This window comes from Paenibacillus sp. N22P23 (genome assembly GCF_059383735.1).
This window is the reverse complement of record NZ_JBXENT010000001.1, coordinates 1,744,140-1,761,824: the sequence shown is the minus strand read 5'-3', so window position 1 is coordinate 1,761,824 and position 17,685 is coordinate 1,744,140. Positions and strand designations below refer to the sequence as shown.

At 49.8% G+C, this 17,685-nt stretch carries 16 protein-coding genes; 12 read left to right on the top strand and 4 right to left on the bottom strand.

Going from position 1 to position 17,685, the window contains the following annotated elements:
* Positions 1-21: 21 nt before the first annotated feature.
* Entirely contained in the window at positions 22-1,083 is a 1,062-nt protein-coding gene (gene cax / locus AC506A_RS08295) for a calcium/proton exchanger (RefSeq protein WP_495460473.1), read from the bottom strand.
* A 162-nt stretch (positions 1,084-1,245) separates the two neighbouring features.
* Between cax and AC506A_RS08290 the strand changes: the two genes are divergently transcribed.
* Positions 1,246-1,623: an Asp23/Gls24 family envelope stress response protein gene (locus AC506A_RS08290; protein WP_090978210.1), complete on the top strand. Its 378-nt coding sequence runs from the start codon at positions 1,246-1,248 to the stop codon at positions 1,621-1,623.
* A gap of 49 nt (positions 1,624-1,672) precedes the next feature.
* Here the strand turns inward: AC506A_RS08290 and ftsW are convergent, their stop codons facing one another.
* The gene (gene ftsW, locus AC506A_RS08285; RefSeq protein WP_495460999.1) at positions 1,673-2,857 is read right to left on the bottom strand and encodes a putative lipid II flippase FtsW; all 1,185 of its coding nucleotides are present in this window, start codon (positions 2,855-2,857) and stop codon (positions 1,673-1,675) included.
* Positions 2,858-2,863: 6 nt separating this feature from the next.
* On the bottom strand, positions 2,864-3,208 hold the full coding sequence (locus tag AC506A_RS08280) for a YugN family protein (RefSeq protein WP_090978214.1): 345 nt from the start codon (positions 3,206-3,208) through the stop codon (positions 2,864-2,866).
* 219 nt (positions 3,209-3,427) lie between these two features.
* On the opposite strand from AC506A_RS08280, the gene AC506A_RS08275 reads away from it, so the two are divergent.
* From AC506A_RS08275 to AC506A_RS08230, 10 genes are all read left to right on the top strand, one after another.
* On the top strand, positions 3,428-4,639 hold the full coding sequence (locus AC506A_RS08275; protein ID WP_495460472.1) for an amidohydrolase: 1,212 nt from the start codon (positions 3,428-3,430) through the stop codon (positions 4,637-4,639).
* A gap of 86 nt (positions 4,640-4,725) precedes the next feature.
* Positions 4,726-5,172, top strand: a complete 447-nt coding sequence (locus AC506A_RS08270) for a CBS domain-containing protein (protein ID WP_495460471.1) — start codon at positions 4,726-4,728, stop codon at positions 5,170-5,172.
* Positions 5,173-5,308: 136 nt separating this feature from the next.
* Positions 5,309-7,048, top strand: a complete 1,740-nt coding sequence (locus tag AC506A_RS08265; protein ID WP_495460470.1) for a DNA repair helicase XPB — start codon at positions 5,309-5,311, stop codon at positions 7,046-7,048.
* Positions 7,045-8,844 (top strand): hypothetical protein, encoded by a 1,800-nt coding sequence (locus AC506A_RS08260; RefSeq protein ID WP_495460469.1) that lies wholly within the window; start codon positions 7,045-7,047, stop codon positions 8,842-8,844. Before AC506A_RS08265 ends, AC506A_RS08260 begins: the two co-directional genes overlap by 4 nt.
* Before the next feature lie 95 nt (positions 8,845-8,939).
* Positions 8,940-9,431, top strand: coding sequence for a YlbF/YmcA family competence regulator (locus tag AC506A_RS08255; RefSeq protein WP_495460468.1), 492 nt, complete (start codon positions 8,940-8,942; stop codon positions 9,429-9,431).
* Positions 9,432-9,461: 30 nt separating this feature from the next.
* Positions 9,462-9,725, top strand: coding sequence for a YlbG family protein (locus tag AC506A_RS08250; RefSeq protein ID WP_090635781.1), 264 nt, complete (start codon positions 9,462-9,464; stop codon positions 9,723-9,725).
* 178 nt (positions 9,726-9,903) lie between these two features.
* Positions 9,904-10,341 (top strand): hypothetical protein, encoded by a 438-nt coding sequence (locus AC506A_RS08245; protein ID WP_495460467.1) that lies wholly within the window; start codon positions 9,904-9,906, stop codon positions 10,339-10,341.
* Between the two features lie 119 nt (positions 10,342-10,460).
* Positions 10,461-11,372 (top strand): selenium metabolism-associated LysR family transcriptional regulator, encoded by a 912-nt coding sequence (locus AC506A_RS08240; protein ID WP_495460466.1) that lies wholly within the window; start codon positions 10,461-10,463, stop codon positions 11,370-11,372.
* On the top strand, positions 11,363-12,214 hold the full coding sequence (locus AC506A_RS08235; protein ID WP_495460465.1) for a PHP domain-containing protein: 852 nt from the start codon (positions 11,363-11,365) through the stop codon (positions 12,212-12,214). The genes AC506A_RS08240 and AC506A_RS08235 overlap by 10 nt, the downstream gene beginning before the upstream one ends.
* Before the next feature lie 5 nt (positions 12,215-12,219).
* Entirely contained in the window at positions 12,220-12,747 is a 528-nt protein-coding gene (locus AC506A_RS08230) for a MerR family transcriptional regulator (RefSeq protein ID WP_495460464.1), read from the top strand.
* A gap of 77 nt (positions 12,748-12,824) precedes the next feature.
* Here the strand turns inward: AC506A_RS08230 and AC506A_RS08225 are convergent, their stop codons facing one another.
* Positions 12,825-14,675, bottom strand: a complete 1,851-nt coding sequence (locus AC506A_RS08225; protein WP_495460463.1) for an Rqc2 family fibronectin-binding protein — start codon at positions 14,673-14,675, stop codon at positions 12,825-12,827.
* A 160-nt stretch (positions 14,676-14,835) separates the two neighbouring features.
* Between AC506A_RS08225 and AC506A_RS08220 the strand changes: the two genes are divergently transcribed.
* Positions 14,836-17,628: a calcium-translocating P-type ATPase, SERCA-type gene (locus tag AC506A_RS08220; protein ID WP_495460462.1), complete on the top strand. Its 2,793-nt coding sequence runs from the start codon at positions 14,836-14,838 to the stop codon at positions 17,626-17,628.
* The last annotated feature ends 57 nt before the right edge of the window (positions 17,629-17,685 follow it).

The window sequence follows — 17,685 nt, the reverse complement described above, 5'->3', positions numbered from 1 at the left end:
ACGGAACGTCTTTATTGTAAGCTAGACCAGGTAGAACGAAATCCCCAGAATGATGTAAACGATCAATAGCAATGCGCCTTCATACCAGTTCGTCTTGCCGTCCTTGGAGATGGACTTGGCAATAAAGACGGATACGGCAATGGCTGTAAGCTCAATCGGAGTGAACACGATATCCATCGTAGGTCCGAACAGTGTACTGACCAGGATCAGAACCGGGGCAACAAACAAGGCGATTTGCAAGCTGCTGCCAACTGCAATTTCTACTGCGGCTCCGATTTTGTTCTTCATCGCAAGCATGACCGCTGCACTGTGTTCTGCCGCGTTACCGACGATTGCAATGAGGAAGGCACCGACAAACACTTCAGAGAAGCCGAAATCAGCTGTAAACGTATGTAAGGTGCTAACGAGCCATTCGCTGACGAAAGCCGTCATAACGGTCGCAAGGATGAGGAACAAGACGGACGTGTTTTTCGACCAAGCAGCTTCTTCGCCGTGATCAGGTGTCGTCTCTTCGACATCCTCGAGAATATCCTTATGCGTTACCATGGAGAAAATGAGCCATAGCACATAAGCGACAATTAGGATAATCGCTATCGTAATGCTGAGGAATTTAGTGCTCTCCGCTGAGAAATGTTGATTTGTAATGAAAATCGCAGGAATGGCCAGCGCGATTACAGCCAATATCATGAGTGAAGAGTTGTGGCTGGCTAGCTGCACGTTAAATTTCTGCTCTTTAAATTTCAAGCCGCCTAGCAGAACGCTTGCACCAAGTACGAGTAGAAGGTTACCGATAATAGAACCAGTGATGCTGGCTTTTACCATATCGAATAGTCCTTCACGGACAAGGAATATGGCAATGATCAATTCCGCCGCATTTCCGAACGTAGCATTCAGGAAGCCGCCAAGCCGCTGACCGGCATAGTGAGCGACACTCTCGGTTGCTTTCCCCAGAAAGCCGGCTACAAAAAGAATCGCGGCTGCTGAAATGATAAACTCAATGGTCGTGCCGAAATGTGCATAATGACTAACCCCGCTTAGTACAAATAACCCGATGAGCAATGTGAAAAACAATTTCTGATTCAATGTCCCGGCACCTCGTTCTGCATGTGGAAATTTGGAAATCTGTTAACACTATAGCTGAAAATGTCTGTTGTGTAAACTTAGGATTGGACAACGTGAATAGCCTTGCTTCGGATGTGCCGTTCCATTACAATGGAAACATAAGGTGAACGAGGAGTGAGTGGCATGACAGAAGAACTTCAAACCGGCATCATACGTATTTCAGACGACGTAGTCGCCACCATCGCGGGACTGGCTGCACTTGAGACTCCGGGCATTGCTGCTATGTCAGGAGGCATTTCCGAAGGGCTGGCGAAACGCCTAAGCGGGAAGAACGCGCAAAAAGGCGTATCGGTCGAAGTGGGCCAGCTTGAAGCCGCGATCGATTTAAGAATTATCGTGAAATATGGCATTCCGATTCAAGAGGTTTGCCGTCAACTGCAAGAGAATGTCCGCGAAACGGTTGCGAACATGACAGGACTTCACGTCGTAGAAGTGAACATCAAGGTTGAAGGTGTTGCTTTCAAGGAAGAAGAAGTCGAGGAACTTGCACGGCTGAAATAAGAGTTAGGAACAAGAAAGGCATGCCCCCTGCGGGGCATGCCTTTTTGAGTTATCTGCTGCGCTGCTGCTGCGGCTTCTCAGGCTTGTTGTATTCACGTGAGATGCTGAGCAGTATGCCCATGCTAAGTAAAGAAACAATGAGCGAAGATCCGCCGTGGCTGACAAAGGGTAACGTTACACCAGTTATCGGGATCGCGCCAGTCACACCACCGATGTTGACGAGGGTCTGAACGGCGAACAATCCGACGATGCCGACCCCGACGATGGTGCCATAGCTATCCGGACATCGAACAGCAACGAGTAACCCTCGCCAGAGGAAAAATAAATAGAAGAGCAGGAAGAGCAGGCTTCCGATAAAGCCGAATTCCTCGGCGATGATGGAGAATATAAAGTCACTGTATGGATAAGGCAAATATTTGAGCTTCTGTACGCTATGCCCGAAGCCTGCGCCGGTAATGCCGCCATGCCCAAGCGCTTGCAGAGAGCGCGATAAGTGAAAGGTACTGTTCTGTTCATCCGAAAGCGGATCCATAAATGCCGTGAAACGATTAATCCGGTACTGCCAGTCATCATGATCTTTCATAATGGAAATACTGGCCCATGATGCGACAACGGAACAGATAATGATGCCTGCCAGAAACAATTGCTTCAAATTGGCGCCGCCGGCAACAATGATGATTATGGAGCAAGCACCGATGACGATACAAGCACCCAGATCGGGCTGCATCATAATGATCAAGCAAATGATTCCGATGATGGTGAAGACCGGGACAAGCCCTTTTTTGAAATCTCTAAACTTCTCGCCTTTCTTGGCAATCAGTGAGCCTAAATAAAGGATGAGACCCAGCTTGACGAATTCGGTTGGCTGAATGCCGATCGGCCCAATGTAGAGCCAGCTTTGAGCACCGTTTAATTCTTTGCCTATGAAAGGGACCAGAATGAGCGTAATCATGACGGGGATGAAGTAGAGGATGAAGCCTTTTTTGAACACGGTATAGGGGATGTTCATGACTACGAACATCGAAATCGTACCTAAGACGGCCCACATCAGCTGTCGCTTGGTATAGTACAATGCGTCGAAATTCGAAGCTTTCGAAATAACAGCCGTGTTGGAGCTTGCACTGAATACCATGACAAGACCAAATCCGACCAACAGCAGCGTGAGCACCAGAAGCAAGAAATCCGGCCTGCCGCGCAGGCCGAGTATCTTTGTTTTCGTCGTCTGTGGCTTCATAGCCAATTAAGCAAGCAGTTTCTTCAATTCTTGCAGACGCTGTGTTGCCGCATTCAGAATCGGCTGAGGTACAGGCGATTCATAGTCTAGACCATGCGGAAACGTAGCTCGTCCGATATAAACGGATTCCACTTGCAGCACAGCGTGAGAGGACTCCAGCTTACCTTCAATTGCGCGGACATTGAAGCGCAGGAAGTATTCTTCACGGTTTGTGCGGTCTTCCAGCTTCAGGTCGTACGTAGCGCGGTAATATTCCCATTGCCAGCGAACAAAGCCAAGCTTCTCCGCCGACTCGTCAAGGTGCGCGAGTTCGCTAGTCATGCCGTTCAGGCCTGTATTCTCAATAATCATAGGGTGATCCTCCTTCAAGCTTCAGAACAGGTTTTCTTCTTATCCATGATAGTATTTTTCATGGGCCAGTGCAAGCCTAACTGCCGTAGCACCAAGGCGCAAAAAGTGACATATTTACGAAAAATGTTGCCTGAAATCGCCAAAAAACTAATTTCAGTTCACTCTCTCATTCTGGTACAATAGGGGATAAGTCAATTGTGAGCGAGGGGGTTTGTAAGCGTGAGTATAACGAGCAAGATGGAGGCACAGCTGCAAACTGTCTATCCAGATATGGTACAGTGGCGCAGATATTTGCATCAGCATCCGGAATTATCGTTTCAAGAGAAGGAAACATCACGCTGGATTGAGCAGCAGCTTGCCGAAATCGGCTGTGAAGTAAAGACAAGAGTCGGCGGAGGATATGGTTTGGTCGCTTCCATATATGGCGATAAGCCTGGGCCGGTTATTGCACTTCGAACCGATATTGATGCACTTCCCATCCAAGATGAGAAACAGACGGCGTATATTTCTAAAGTACCAGGTATCATGCATGCATGCGGTCATGACGCGCATACGGCAACGATGCTTGCGATTGCCCGTTTCTATAATGACAATAAAGCGAATTTTGCCGGCGAGAGAAGATTGCTCTTCCAGCCTGCCGAAGAGGTATCGCCGGGCGGTGCAATGGGGATGATCGCAGGCGGGGCGCTTGAAGGCGTCGAGGCGATCTATGGTGTTCATCTATGGACACCGCTTCCTTATGGTTTCGCAGCAACGAAGCCGGGGCCGTTCATGGCTGCACCGGATGAGATTTATATTGATATTACAGGCAAAGGCGGACATGGTGGTTTGCCGCATGAAACCGTTGATGCTGTAGTTGTCGCTTCGGCGATTGTACAAGCGATTCAGTCTATCGTAAGCCGGAATGTGAATCCGCTTGATCCTGCCGTTATATCGATTGGTTCAATCCACGCAGGTTCGACGGCCAATGTCATTGCGGAGCGCTGCCGGATGACGGGGACAGTGCGTACGTTCACCGATGAGGTTCGAGCATTGATTCAGGACAGGCTGAGAACGATCGTGACGCAGACTGCGTCCATGTATGGCGCTGCGGCAGAGCTTGAGTATCGGGATGGGTATCCACCTGTTGTGAATGATGCTGGGGAAGCGGCAAGATTTTTCAAAGTGGCACCTGAGGTGTTTGGCATAGATGGCGTACAAGAATCGGCACTGATTATGGCAGGCGAGGACTTTACGTATTATTTGCGCGAAATTCCAGGCTGCTTCATGTTTGTAGGTGCCGGCAATGAAACGTGTGGAGCTACCTATCCGCATCACCATCCGAAGTTCGATCTGGATGAGCGGGCCATGCTGAAGGCGGCGAAGCTCATGATTGCCATGGCGGAAGATTATGCGGCAGAAGAGCAGGAACGACTCATTCCTCATTCATAAAAAGTCGACAAACGGCAACCCTAGTGTTGAAGTCCATGCATACGGCGAACGTGTTCGTGCGATTCATCAAGGAGGGAACTGCAATCGTGACGCGACTAGTAAAGGATTTAATGTCTACGGACTGTGTGACAGCGACGCTGCTTGATAATGTTTATGAGCTTGCTGTTCTGATGAAGGATCATAATATCGGCTTTGTCCCCATTGTGGACGGAAAGAAATTGATCGGCGTTGTGACAGACCGCGACTTGGTTGTACGTGGTTACGCTGAGAAACATTCCGGTTCCACAGCTGTATCGGAGGTCATCACCGAGGATATGGTGACGATTGATGCGAATACGACCGTGGATAAAGCGGCTAACCTGATGGCTTCCCATCAAATTCGTCGTCTGCCCGTAGTAGAAGACGGTAATTTGGTCGGAATTGTTGCGATCGGAGATTTGGCGGTACGAGAGATTTTCGTCAATGAAGCGGGAGATGCGCTAAGCAGCATTTCGCAGGAGATGCATAACGAGCAGCAAACGATCATCCATTAATGACATTAGAAGCGATTTGGCGCTAAACTGCCGAATCGCTTTTTTGTATGCATAATCCAGCCGGAAACTTTAAATACTGAGGAAAGAAACATTAGGCGACATGCATGCAAAATGCGCGAGTCAAGGAGATGATGGAATGTATAAACGCGAGCTTCGCCCCTTATGCGTCCAGGCTGACTTTACCGTGCTTCTTGATGAACGGCATCAGGATGCGGAAGCAGCGAGGGAGCAGCTGATCCGTTTTGCCGATTTAGTGAAACGGCCCGGACATCTACATACGTACAGAATTACACCGATGTCACTCTGGAATGCAGCATCCACAGGGATGACGTCTCATGACATGTTACAAGTGCTCACGGAACATAGCTGCTACGAAATTCCGCTTCAAGTGACAAGCGGGATTCGGAAGCAGGCAGACCGATATGGCAAGTTAATGCTTCAGCAAACCAGTGAAGGGGAATTGCTGCTGCTGGGTGAAGAAGAATTGCTGAAGCAGCTCAGTGCAAACAAGACCATTCATGCATTTCTATTGCCTGCAAGCAGAGAAGAGAAGCGAGAAGTCCGACTTGAAGCTAGGGGACTGCTTAAGCAGGAGCTCATTCGAATGGGGTATCCGGTTATTGATTTGGCCGGTTATCGGCATGGTGAGGCGCTCGACGTGGAGATACTGGAGAAAGCCGTGAGCGGCAAATCATTTCAATTGCGCGATTATCAAGAGCGAGCCGTTAATCTCTTCTACCGAGAAGGTCAAGCAGACGGTGGAAGCGGAGTGCTTGTACTGCCGTGCGGCGCTGGCAAGACGATCATCGGCATCGCAGCACTAGCGCGATTACGCTGTGACACGTTAATTTTGACGTCGAACGTGACCTCTGTTAACCAATGGAAAGCGGAGCTCCTTGATAAAACGACCTTAACCGATCAGGAAATCGGAACGTATGCGGCATCAGCCAAAGAAGTTCGTCCGGTTACGATTGCCACCTATCAAATACTGACTAACCGCCGGAAAAAGGGCGATGAATACAGCAATATGAGACTGTTCGGGGAGCGAAACTGGGGGCTGATTATTTACGATGAGGTACATTTGCTCCCTGCACCGGTTTTCCGCATGACAGCTGACTTACAAGCAACGCGGCGTCTAGGCTTAACGGCGACGCTCGTTCGTGAGGATGGTCATGAGGAAGATGTTTTCTCATTAATCGGTCCCAAGCGCTTTGACCTTCCTTGGAAGACGCTGGAGTCGCGTCAGTGGATCGCAACGTTATCTTGCACGGAAATTCGTCTGCCGCTGGCACACGAGGATGTTGAACGCTATGTCGCCGCAACCGAGAAGGAGAAAGTACGAATTGCAGGCGAAAACATGGCCAAAATCGAGGTTGTCCGCCAGCTGCTTCAGTTCCATAAAGGGAAGCAGGCGCTTGTCATCGGTCAATACTTAACACAGCTGCACCTTCTGGCCGAAGAGCTCGGAGCGCCTGTCTTAACCGGGGAGCTGCCGCATGAGGATCGAGCTGCACTGTATGAAGCGTTTAAGTCAGGCCAAATTCGGGTCCTTGTCGTCTCGAAAGTTGCGAACTTCGCCGTTGATCTGCCTGATGCCGCAGTAGCGATCCAAGTATCGGGAAGCTACGGCTCACGTCAAGAAGAAGCGCAGCGGATCGGCCGAATACTACGTCCGAAGCGCGGGGATAACCAAGCGTGGTTCTATACGATAGTCTCCCAGGGCACCAAGGAAACAGGATATGCAAGCAGGAGACAGCTCTTCTTGCTCGAACAAGGCTACCGTTACACACTTAAAGAATGGTCAGATATGGAACTGAATCTGCAAGAAAATACAGTTCAGCCGGTTGATGATGGCCTTCGGGAGGCCGCCCTGTGAATCTACAAGAAATAGTGGAACGGCTTACTGAAACGCAAATCGAGGCGATGAGGGTTAGCCCCGTATGGCGTAAGAGTACGGCTGAAGCATGGCCGGCGGTCTTGAAGAGTCGGACCGCCGCCGAGTTAGCATGGTCAGTTATATCGAAACAGACTGCAATTGCATTAGAGGTTGTCATCTGTTCGTTCGGGCCGCTGCCTTTCAGTGAGGAGCAGCTGCTGCTTGCAGCTCGTCCCGGGGTGGCAGGAGCCGAATTGCGCTGCGGACTGCTTCAGCTCATGGAAGCCGGAATCATCTTTGCCGTGCGCAAAGGCTGGGGAGAGAAGCAGTATTTGCTCCCAAATGATGTATATCTCATCTGGTACAAAGCGATGATCAGCATTCAGCATAAGTGGAGGGCAGAGATCATACATGTCCCGATGGAGGTTGAACCCTGGCATATCAACTCGATGGAGGAGAGCAGCTACACGCCCCCTCTAAGTCTCCAATGCTTGCATGTGATGGCCGAGCTGGTAAACACCGGTATGAAACGAACGGTTAAAGGCGTATTGACGAAGCGCACGATCTTAAAATGCACGGAGCAGCTCTCCGTACAAAGCGGCCATCTAAACGCAGTTGCAGAATTATCACTTGTCGCATTAGGAGAACCTTATCCATTGCAGCTCGCTTTTTTCCTCGACATTGCAAGGAAAAGTAATTGGCTGAGTGAGCTGCAAAACACCTACGCCATTCAAGAAGAGACGTGGAACCGTTGGCTTAAAGGGGACCCGGTAAAGCGGGAAACGGATTTGCTTGCACAGATCATCGGTATTTTCATGGAGAGAAGTACATCGGCTGCAGCAGGTATAGCCTCGCTGTGCATGCTGCCTCCCTATCGATGGTTTCGGATTGCGGATCTGGATGCGCAGCATATACTCCGACAAGATTCCATCTCAAAGCCGCATTCGTCAGCTATTTCAGCTTGGTGCAGTTTGTTGTGTGCATTAGGGTGGATGGAAATAGCGACTGAGGAGCAAGGCGGCAAAGTACTCCGATGGTTAATAGCTCCTGATGACTCGCAGGAAGAGAACACAAATCATCAGAATGCTGATTCCTATGAGGGACAAGTGCAAATTACGCCGGATGGCGATGTATATGTACCAAGTGATTGCTCATACCATGCGATCTGGCAAATGGAACGATTAGTCGCAAGAAAACGTACCGACCATATGGCTGTGTATCGACTGGATTCCCGCAGCTTCAAACAAGATACTCTGCTTCATACGACGAGCAAAGGGGTAATGGATTTCTTAGAGACCGTTTCAGGGGAATTGCTGCCTGAAACCGTCCGTGCTGTTATCGTACAAGCATTTGACCCAACAGAAGGACATTTCCCGAACGGTCAATCCAATCCGATCGAAGTCCAATGCCAAGCAGAATACATAGAGCCACTGCCATTAATTCAAAATGGAAACATCGTTCAGGTCTATGAGCTGTTAACCGAAAGACAACCTTTAAAAGCCATGTTTATTGGCATTGAAGAGGTGCCCTCGATGTGGTTGAAACAGTTCAGAGCGTATCACACCTCCACGCGAAGGGAACTGATGGAACTGGCTTTAAGCTGGCGAACTCCGGTTAAACTAAGCTGTGAAGGCGTAGTAAAGCCCTTTGTTCCCGAACGTATCGTGGATGAGGACGGTCGCTGGAGTGTCACGGGGCATTTTGTCCTTGAGGAGAGTTATGCTCCCGCAAGACTGATGCCAGAGATGTGGCAGGAAATGATGCTTGTTTTGCCGATGGAGATTGACAGTTTTTAGCGCATAACTATCGGCCTTCCTCTACCTTTTTCGGTGATTGGTATGGTATGATAACAATTAAGCACTAGCCAATTGTTCATAAAGGGGCGGATATCATGCAAACAATGCCATTATCAGACCCTATAGAGCTTGAAATGAATGATCATTCCTCGCTTGATATGGGACAGCTGTTATTAAACGCCTATGAAATTGGCGATATGGTAAACCAATCGGCTGAAGTTGCCGAATATGCATATTGGAAGACAGTAGTAGATCAAGATGAGCAGGTTCACCTGCTTGTTAAGCAATTTGACAAAGCGAAAGAACAGTTTGTCGATTGCGAGCGGTTCGGACGTTTTCATCCGGATTTCAATGCTGCCAAAGATAAAGTGGTTGCGATTCAACAGCAATTGAATGAGATTGAATGCGTCAGCCGATTCAAGGCTGCAGAGCAGCAGGTTGATGATTTGCTGCACGACATTGCGAAGCAGATTGCAAGCTCGGTATCGGAAACGATAAAGGTTCCGAGCAATGATCCGCTTCCGAAGGGTGGCGGAAGCTGTGGCAGCGGCGGTTCATGCAGCTGCAGCAGCGGGGGCTGCGGATAAGCAAAGGGAGAGAGAAACGGGGGAGCTTGCATGTTTTCGGAACGCGTCGGATATATTGTATGGGTCAGTGATCTCAAGGCTGCCCGTTCGCTGGAGAAATATGGCACAGTGCATTACATGTCCCGTAAGATGCACTATGTCGTGATGTACATGAACGCAGACCGCGCTGACGAGGTCGTTCGCAACATGGGGCGCTTGCCGTTCGTGAAGCGAATCGAACGTTCATACCGCAATGAAATAAAGACCGAATATACGCAAGGCGTGCCGGATAAGACACGATTCTATAGTTTGTAAGATGTAAGCCCCGACTTTTACCGCAGTTGGGGCTTTTTCCTATTTTTGATAAACCATATAATTACATTTTTGGGGAGACTTTATTTTAATATTGAAAAATTAGACAGGCATGCTACAATTAAATGGTAAGTACATATAGATCATAAGGCCTACTGCCGGGGAGGAGGGGTGGATCGCGATGAAAGACAAGATGACGGATAGATGGAACACGTATGAATCGTTCCACGTCGTACTTGGTGACAAGAAAGTAGCTGATATCGTCATCACGAACCATGCCAAGAGCCGTTGGTCAGATCGCGTTGAAAGCGAGAAGACCGGCTTTGAAGATATTGCGGACTATATGTGGCAATGCCTGAAACAAGGAAGAATAGAGCCTTATTACCGAAATGAGCAAGATGTGTACCTCATTGATGACGATCTCGTTTTTGTTGCCGAATTTGCGGTGCTGGAGAAAGAAACCGATTTGACGGGGAATCCGCTGCACAAGATGATTGTAGTCACGTTTCTTGGCCGAATGTCTGAGACTATTGAACTACGCGATCTGAAATCATATTACTCTTGGCTTAGACATTCCAGAAGAATGACATTAATTAAAAATAGTAGGAAACGGAAATAATATTTCTCAATTATAGAAAAAGCATGAGTGTTCGCACTCATGCTTTTTAATTTCGAGAGCGAGTTTTCGCCGCAGTTTGATGTATAATGATTGGTAACAGAAAGGAAGGGATGCCCTTCATGGCGCTCAATTTTCATCAACTCCATATTTTCTATACGGTTGCAGAGCGTGGAAGCTTCTCCGCTGCAGCACAGGCACTGCATATGACACAACCTGCCGTAACCATGCAGGTTCAGTCGCTGGAAGACTACTTCGGCACCAAGCTGCTTCAACGTTCCACGAAGCGAATTGAATTGACGGAAGCCGGACGTGCACTTATGCCATACGCACAGCGCAGCATTGATTTGATCCGCGATACGGACATCCAAATGTCCAAATTTACGACGCAGCTCAAAGGCAGACTTCAGCTCGGAGCAAGTCTAACGATTGGCGAATATATTTTGCCGCGTCTGCTTGGGCCGTTCGGACAGGAATACCCGCACATCTCCATTAGCATGAAAGTGATGAACACGGCGCAGATCATGGAAGAAATCGTCAATCACCAGCTGAATTTTGGTTTGATTGAAGCGCCTGTCAATCATCCGGACATGCATATGGAAGCGGTGATGAGTGATGAACTGCAGCTCATCGTGGGCAAGTCGCACCCCCTCGCAGATGCGAAGATCGTCGAATTAGAGGAAGTGATGAGCTACCCGTTCGTCCTCCGCGAGCAAGGCTCGGGTACTCGCCTAGTCATGGAAGAGCAGCTCAGAGTGAAGAACATGAATCTAACTGAGATGAAGATCGTCATGGAGCTTGGCAGTACGGGTGCTGTAAAGTCCGCTGTAGAAGCCGGACTCGGAATTTCCTTCGTATCGAGCTCTTCGATCAAGCATGAGGTTGCCCTTGGTTTAATCAAGACGATTCCGATTCGGGATGTCCGGTTTAAACGGCAATTCTATTCGATCTTCTTGAAGTCGGCGCTGCTGCCGATATCTGCTGTAACCTTCCTCAGTTTCTTGAGAGAAAGAGATTTACGTCAATGGCTATAACAAACCTTCGAGCAGATTTGCACACGCATACAACGGCTTCCGACGGCTTGCAGCGGCCGGCGGACAATGTTGAGATGGCCAAAACCCGTGGACTTGGCGCGATCGCCATCACCGACCATGACACCGTAGAAGGGCTGGCGGAGGCGCTGGAGGCGGGAGAACGGCTCGGGATCACGGTTGTGCCAGGTGTAGAAATCAGTACTGTAGCAGAAGATCGCGACATACATATACTGGGATATTACATTAACTGGGATACGACTGAATGGAAAATGAAATTAGCAGCCTTAGGTGATACCCGAGATCAGCGAAATGTTATGATTATCGCTAAGTTATGTGAACTCGGTCTTACCCTATCAATGGATGAAGTAATGGAAGCGGCACGTGCGCAGGGAAAGGACAACGGTTCAATCGGGCGTCCTCATATAGCAGCCGTTCTTGTAGCTAAAGCTTATGTCAGCTCCATGCAGGAAGCTTTCGACCGGTATCTCGGGGAAGATGGCGCAGCCTATGCCAACCCGCCGAGGCTGCATCCTTTTGAAGCGTTGGCGTGGATTCATGAAGCAGGTGGAACAAGTGTTATCGCACATCCCGGTATTTACGGTAATGACGTGCTTGTGGAGTCCATCATCAAGCGTGGGGTAAAAGGGATCGAGGTCTATCATCCGGATCACTCAGCCGAAGATGAAGAGCGATATCTTAAGCTGGCATCGCAGTATAATCTGATCGTTACCGGAGGTTCCGATTTTCACGGTGAACGCCATGGCGTTGTATTTCATGGCGAAATGGGAAGCAAGACTGCCCCGATGGACGTACTGGCACAACTAAATCCTTCTCGGAGGTAGATGCCATGATTGACGGGCTTTACACAATCAAAGAAGTCTCCTTGCTGACAGGGCTGTCTACACAGCTCATCAGGAAGTGGGAGAAGCGATATGATGCGGTGAGTCCGCTGAGAATGCCTAATGGCTATCGCGGTTATACAGCGCAGGATATTGAAATCATTCGTTGGTTGAAGTCCCGGGTCGATGAAAGCAAACCAATTGGTATGGCGGTTGCGGAGTGGAAAAGGCTTCTGAGCAGCAGCACGGAGGAGAAAACCGAATCCGCCCGAGGGAATACTGCGGTTTTTCGAGAAGGACCCGTCGATGTTCTCATGCATTATTTGGAGCAAGTGGATTTGCGAGGCGCAGAGCAGGTGTATAAGCAGGTTAAAGCCCTTCATTCCATGGAACAGCTCCTTTCACAAGTCATCAAACCTGCGCTGCTTGAGCTCGGAGAGAAGTTCGAGCGTGGCGAATTGTACGACTGCAAATCATGCTTTTGCAGCCAATATATCCGTGAAGTTGTCATGACGAGCGGAATTGGCAGGGAATAAAGAAAAGGGGTTATCTGAGCCATGCCGGCGAAATTGCGGCAGGTGAGATAACCCCTTTTTGTATTGGCTCGGCCATCCTAAGCCTTGATTTGAGAAGGCAGGTCTTTCAAGCGTTGTTCATCAGGAGTGATGAACAACGTTTTCTGATGATCGTAGATCACGTAGCCTGGTTTGGCTCCGCTTGGCTTCTTCACATGGCGAATCAGCGTGTAATCTACAGGTACTGAGCTTGAAGATTTAGCTTGGCTGAAGTGAGCGGCAAGCATGGCGGCTTCTTCAAGTGTTTGATTATTGAAGCCAGTCCCTCGAATGACAACATGCGAACCGGGAATATCCTTGGTATGCAGCCAAGTATCATTCGGGGCGGCGGTCTTGTTGGTCAAGAAGTCATTCTGTGTGTTGTTCTTACCCACATAGATGGCTACACCTTCGGATGATGTATAGCATAGCAGAGCAGGCTGCTTCGGTTTCTTCTTCTTCGCGCCGCGTTTCTCGCGAGCGCGCATATAGCCTTGCTCGGCAAGTTCGTCGCGAATTTCGTCGATATCTGACAACGAAGCACTTTCGAGCTGCTGAAGCAGCGAAGCCAAATATTGAATTTCCTCGTGTGTGCGCTGCATCTGTTCGGCAACAATCGTGAGACTGTTTCGAGACTTTGTATATTTCTTGAAATACCGCTGTGCATTCTGAGAGGGCGAGAGCTGTGGATCAAGCTGAATGCGGATCACGGGCTGCTCTTCATCGTAATAGTTGATCGTTTCTACGAAACTGTCTCCACGCTTTAAGGTATGCAAATTCGTCGTCAGCAGCTCGCCAAGAATGCGGAGCTGATCCGCTTCACCTGCTTCTTTCAACGTTTCCTCCAGCTTCTCCAGCTTCTTCTCATTCTTGTTGCGCTCATTCTGAAGGAATCGGATGAGATCCGAAACGCGCTGCTTTACCGTATCTCGCAGTGCTTTATCGCCATAGTAGGCTTCCAGGCAGGCGCTTATGCTTGGAAATCTCGTCACTTCACCAGCTAGGTGAGAAAGCGCGGTGACGGAGAAGGAAGCTTTGCCATTGCCTGACAACGTGACGAGCTGAGACTCATAACGATGCTCAGCGAATTGCTGCATCATATCGCGGAATGACGGCCAGAGCTGCTGCGCCGTAAGATTCACATCTTCACTTGGATCATTGACACGATCCGCGCTGTTGTTCGACGCACGATAGACAAGCTCTTTCGCAAGCAGCGGGCTTATCCCGCTAAATGCAGCGACCAGCAGTTTGTCCGGTGTAAGCGAGCTGGGAGGAATCGGTTTGGGCGCTGTACCGAAGTGGATGCTGTCCTCGTCCGGAACCGGCGGGTGAAGCAGTGTATCTGCCGCGGCAACGAGCGCTTGGGTGAAGCGTTCGGCATCTGTAATGAAGAGCGGATCATCCTTCCCTTGCTCGGGAGGCGCTACATAAGTAGTGCCAGGCATTATGACACGGAAGCTGCTGATAGCAGGCGTGACATGATGGATACCGTCGTGAATCGTCTCTGACGCGACATCCAGCAGAATGATATTGCTGTGACGACCCATCAGCTCGATTACGATCCGTTTGTAGAACATGTCGCCAAGCTCGTCCCGCTGACGGATATCGAGATGGATAATTCGCTCGTTTCCGACCTGACGGACCGCTTCGATAACGCCGCCTTCGCAATATTTGCGAAGCAGCATACAGAACATCGGCGCTTCCATCGGATTGATGAACGACTGCTCGGTCCAGTGGACACGCGGATAGGTAGGGTTTGCCGATAGCAGCAGTTTGCCCTGCGCACCATTCCCTCGAATTTGCAGGACAAGGTCATGTGAAGTGGGCTGATGTATTTTATAAATGCGCGCACCGATTAAGGTTTGCAGGTCATGCGTGACGGCGCGAGTAACGATTCCATCTAATGCCATGATGCTCTTTATCCCCTTTGTTTCTGTTTCATTTCACTATCATGCCATATTCGCGACAAAAACTTAAGTCCCAAGCTGGGATATTTTGCAGTTTGTCCGAATACATTTAGGCCATATAGGCTGTCCGTCAGGCGGCAAGTAACAGGAGGGAGGGCGGGGCATGGAACAAGGTAAGTGGCACCAACTGGAAACAAGCGAGCTTGCTGAGGCGCTTCAAGCTTCTTTGGATACCGGTCTTGCACCAAGTGTAGCAGCAGAACGTTTGCGTGAAGTCGGTCGAAATGAGCTGACGGAGGGGAAGAAGGTTCCTCCGATTATGCTGTTCCTCGGTCAGTTCAAAGATTTTATGGTGCTTGTGCTCATGGGGGCAACATTGATTTCCGGTTTGCTCGGCGAATATTTGGATGCCATTACGATCGTGGCCATCATTGTCATCAATGCGATACTTGGGTTTGTGCAGGAATTCCGAGCAGAGAAGTCCCTTCGCGCACTAAAGGCGTTATCCGCACCGCTGGCGAAGACGCTGCGTGGAGGCGAGTCTGTTGTCGTGCCTGCAAGCGAATTGGTACCGGGAGACCTTATCGAGCTTGAAAGCGGAGATCGTATTCCTGCTGACATTCGCTTTATCGAGGCGAACAGCTGTTATGCGGAGGAGTCTGCCCTGACAGGAGAATCTGTTCCGGTCAACAAGCACTGCATTGCGATTAAAGCAGAAGAGCTTCCACTCGGAGACATGCGCAACATAGGATTTATGGGAACGATGATTACCCGCGGCACGGCAAAAGGGATTGTAGTACGAACCGGCATGAGCACTGAAATGGGCAAAATCGCAAATCTAATTCAGCAGACCGAGACCATGGAAACTCCGCTTCAGCATCGTCTTGAGCAGCTTGGTAAAATCCTCATCGTAGTTGCACTCGCGTTAACTGTCATGGTGGTCGTTGCAGGTATCTTACACGGACAACCTGCATATGAGATGTTCCTTGCTGGGGTCAGTTTGGCTGTCGCTGCCATTCCGGAAGGACTGCCGGCAATCGTGACCATTGCACTCGCACTCGGTGTTCAGCGAATGATCAAACGCCGCGCCATTGTGCGAAAGCTGCCTTCCGTTGAAACACTCGGCTGCGCGTCCGTCATTTGTTCGGACAAGACAGGAACGCTCACACAGAACAAAATGACCGTTACGAAGCTTTGGATCGGCGGTCAGGGGATGGATGTAACGGGAGATGGCTATGAGCCGACGGGTTCCTGCTTCGAAGGCGGTAAAGCAGTCGATCTGAAGCAGCATCAGTCGCTGCGCAGACTGTTGCAAATTGCGGCCTTGTGCAACAACGCTACTGTTACTCGTATCGATGATGAGCAGGAGGCGAAACGCAAGAAGTCCAAAACAACAATCGTCCAGGACGAATGGGTGCTTAAAGGCGACCCGACAGAAGGGGCGTTGACCGTCCTTGCAGCGAAGCTCGGGGTATCGTCCAAGTCGCTTGAAGGACTGTATCAGCGGGTAAAAGAATTTCCGTTTGATTCTGAGCGGAAACGGATGTCCGTGCTCGTCAGCCACCAAGGCGGCCGCCTTGTCTGCACCAAAGGGGCGCCAGACGTTCTAATGGAGCAATGCTCTTATATTCTATGGGACGGCAAAGTCGTTCCGTTTACAGCAACCTTGAAGCAAAAAGTAAACAATGCCGGCGAAGACATGGCGCAATCCGCGCTGCGGGTCTTAGGCTTCGCATACCGGGATTTGCGATCGCATGATGCGGCAGAAGATGAAGCAGATGTAGAGAACCAGCTGATCTTTGTCGGTCTCTCGGGTATGATCGATCCGCCGCGCCGCGAAGTTCGTGAATCGATTGCAAACTGCCGCCGTGCCGGTATCAAGACCGTGATGATCACGGGCGATCATCAGCTTACGGCAGAAGCGATTGCCGGTCAGCTAGGCATTATGCCAAGAGGCGGTCTGGCGATCAGCGGCCAGCAATTGAACGGGATGAACGAAGAGCAGCTGGATCGTCTAATCGACAACATTTATGTCTATGCAAGGGTGTCACCGGAGCATAAGCTGCGTATTGTAAAAGCGCTGCAGCGCAAGGGCCATGTCGTTGCCATGACAGGTGATGGCGTCAATGATGCGCCTGCCATTAAAGCGGCGGATATCGGAATTGCGATGGGCATCACCGGAACCGATGTTTCGAAGGAAGCGTCGTCGCTTGTTCTAAGCGATGATAATTTCAGCAGCATCGTGGCAGCGATCGAAGAAGGTCGCAGCATCTACGAGAATATCCGCAAATTCATCCGCTATTTGCTGGCTTCCAACGTAGGCGAGATTTTGACGATGTTCTTGGCCATGATGGCTGGTCTGCCGCTTCCGCTCGTGCCGATTCAAATTCTCTGGGTCAATCTGGTTACAGACGGATTGCCGGCGATGGCCCTTGGCGTCGATCAAGCCGAGAAGGATCTCATGCAGCAGAAACCGCGTTCGGCTAAGGAAAGCATATTTGCACGCAGACTGGGCTGGAAAATTATTAGTCGAGGTATATTGATTGGCGTTTGTACGCTGGCAGCCTTCTGGGTGACTCTCCGAACAGCGCCTAACGATCCGAATAATCTCATCCATGCACAAACAGTAGCTTTTGCCACACTCGTTATGGCACAACTCATTCATGTATTTGACTGCCGCAGCTCCCGCTCGATCTTTCACCGGAATATTTTGCAAAATAAATACTTGCTGTTTGCGGTGCTGTCGTCCGTACTGCTCATGCTCGGCGTGCTTTATATTGAAGCACTGCAGCCGATCTTCAAGACCGTTCCACTCGGCTTACGCGATTGGTGCCTCGTCCTAGTGGCAGCAGGTATTCCTACTTTCATGATGGGAATCGGCAGCGTACTCGGCACAACCGAGAAGAAGAAAAAATCAAATTGGCCGCTTAGCGGGCCGAAATCAGTAACCAGATAATAGCGTGAGAGCCGGCGGATGTTCCGTCGGTTCTTTTTTGTGCTTAACCTTGACCTT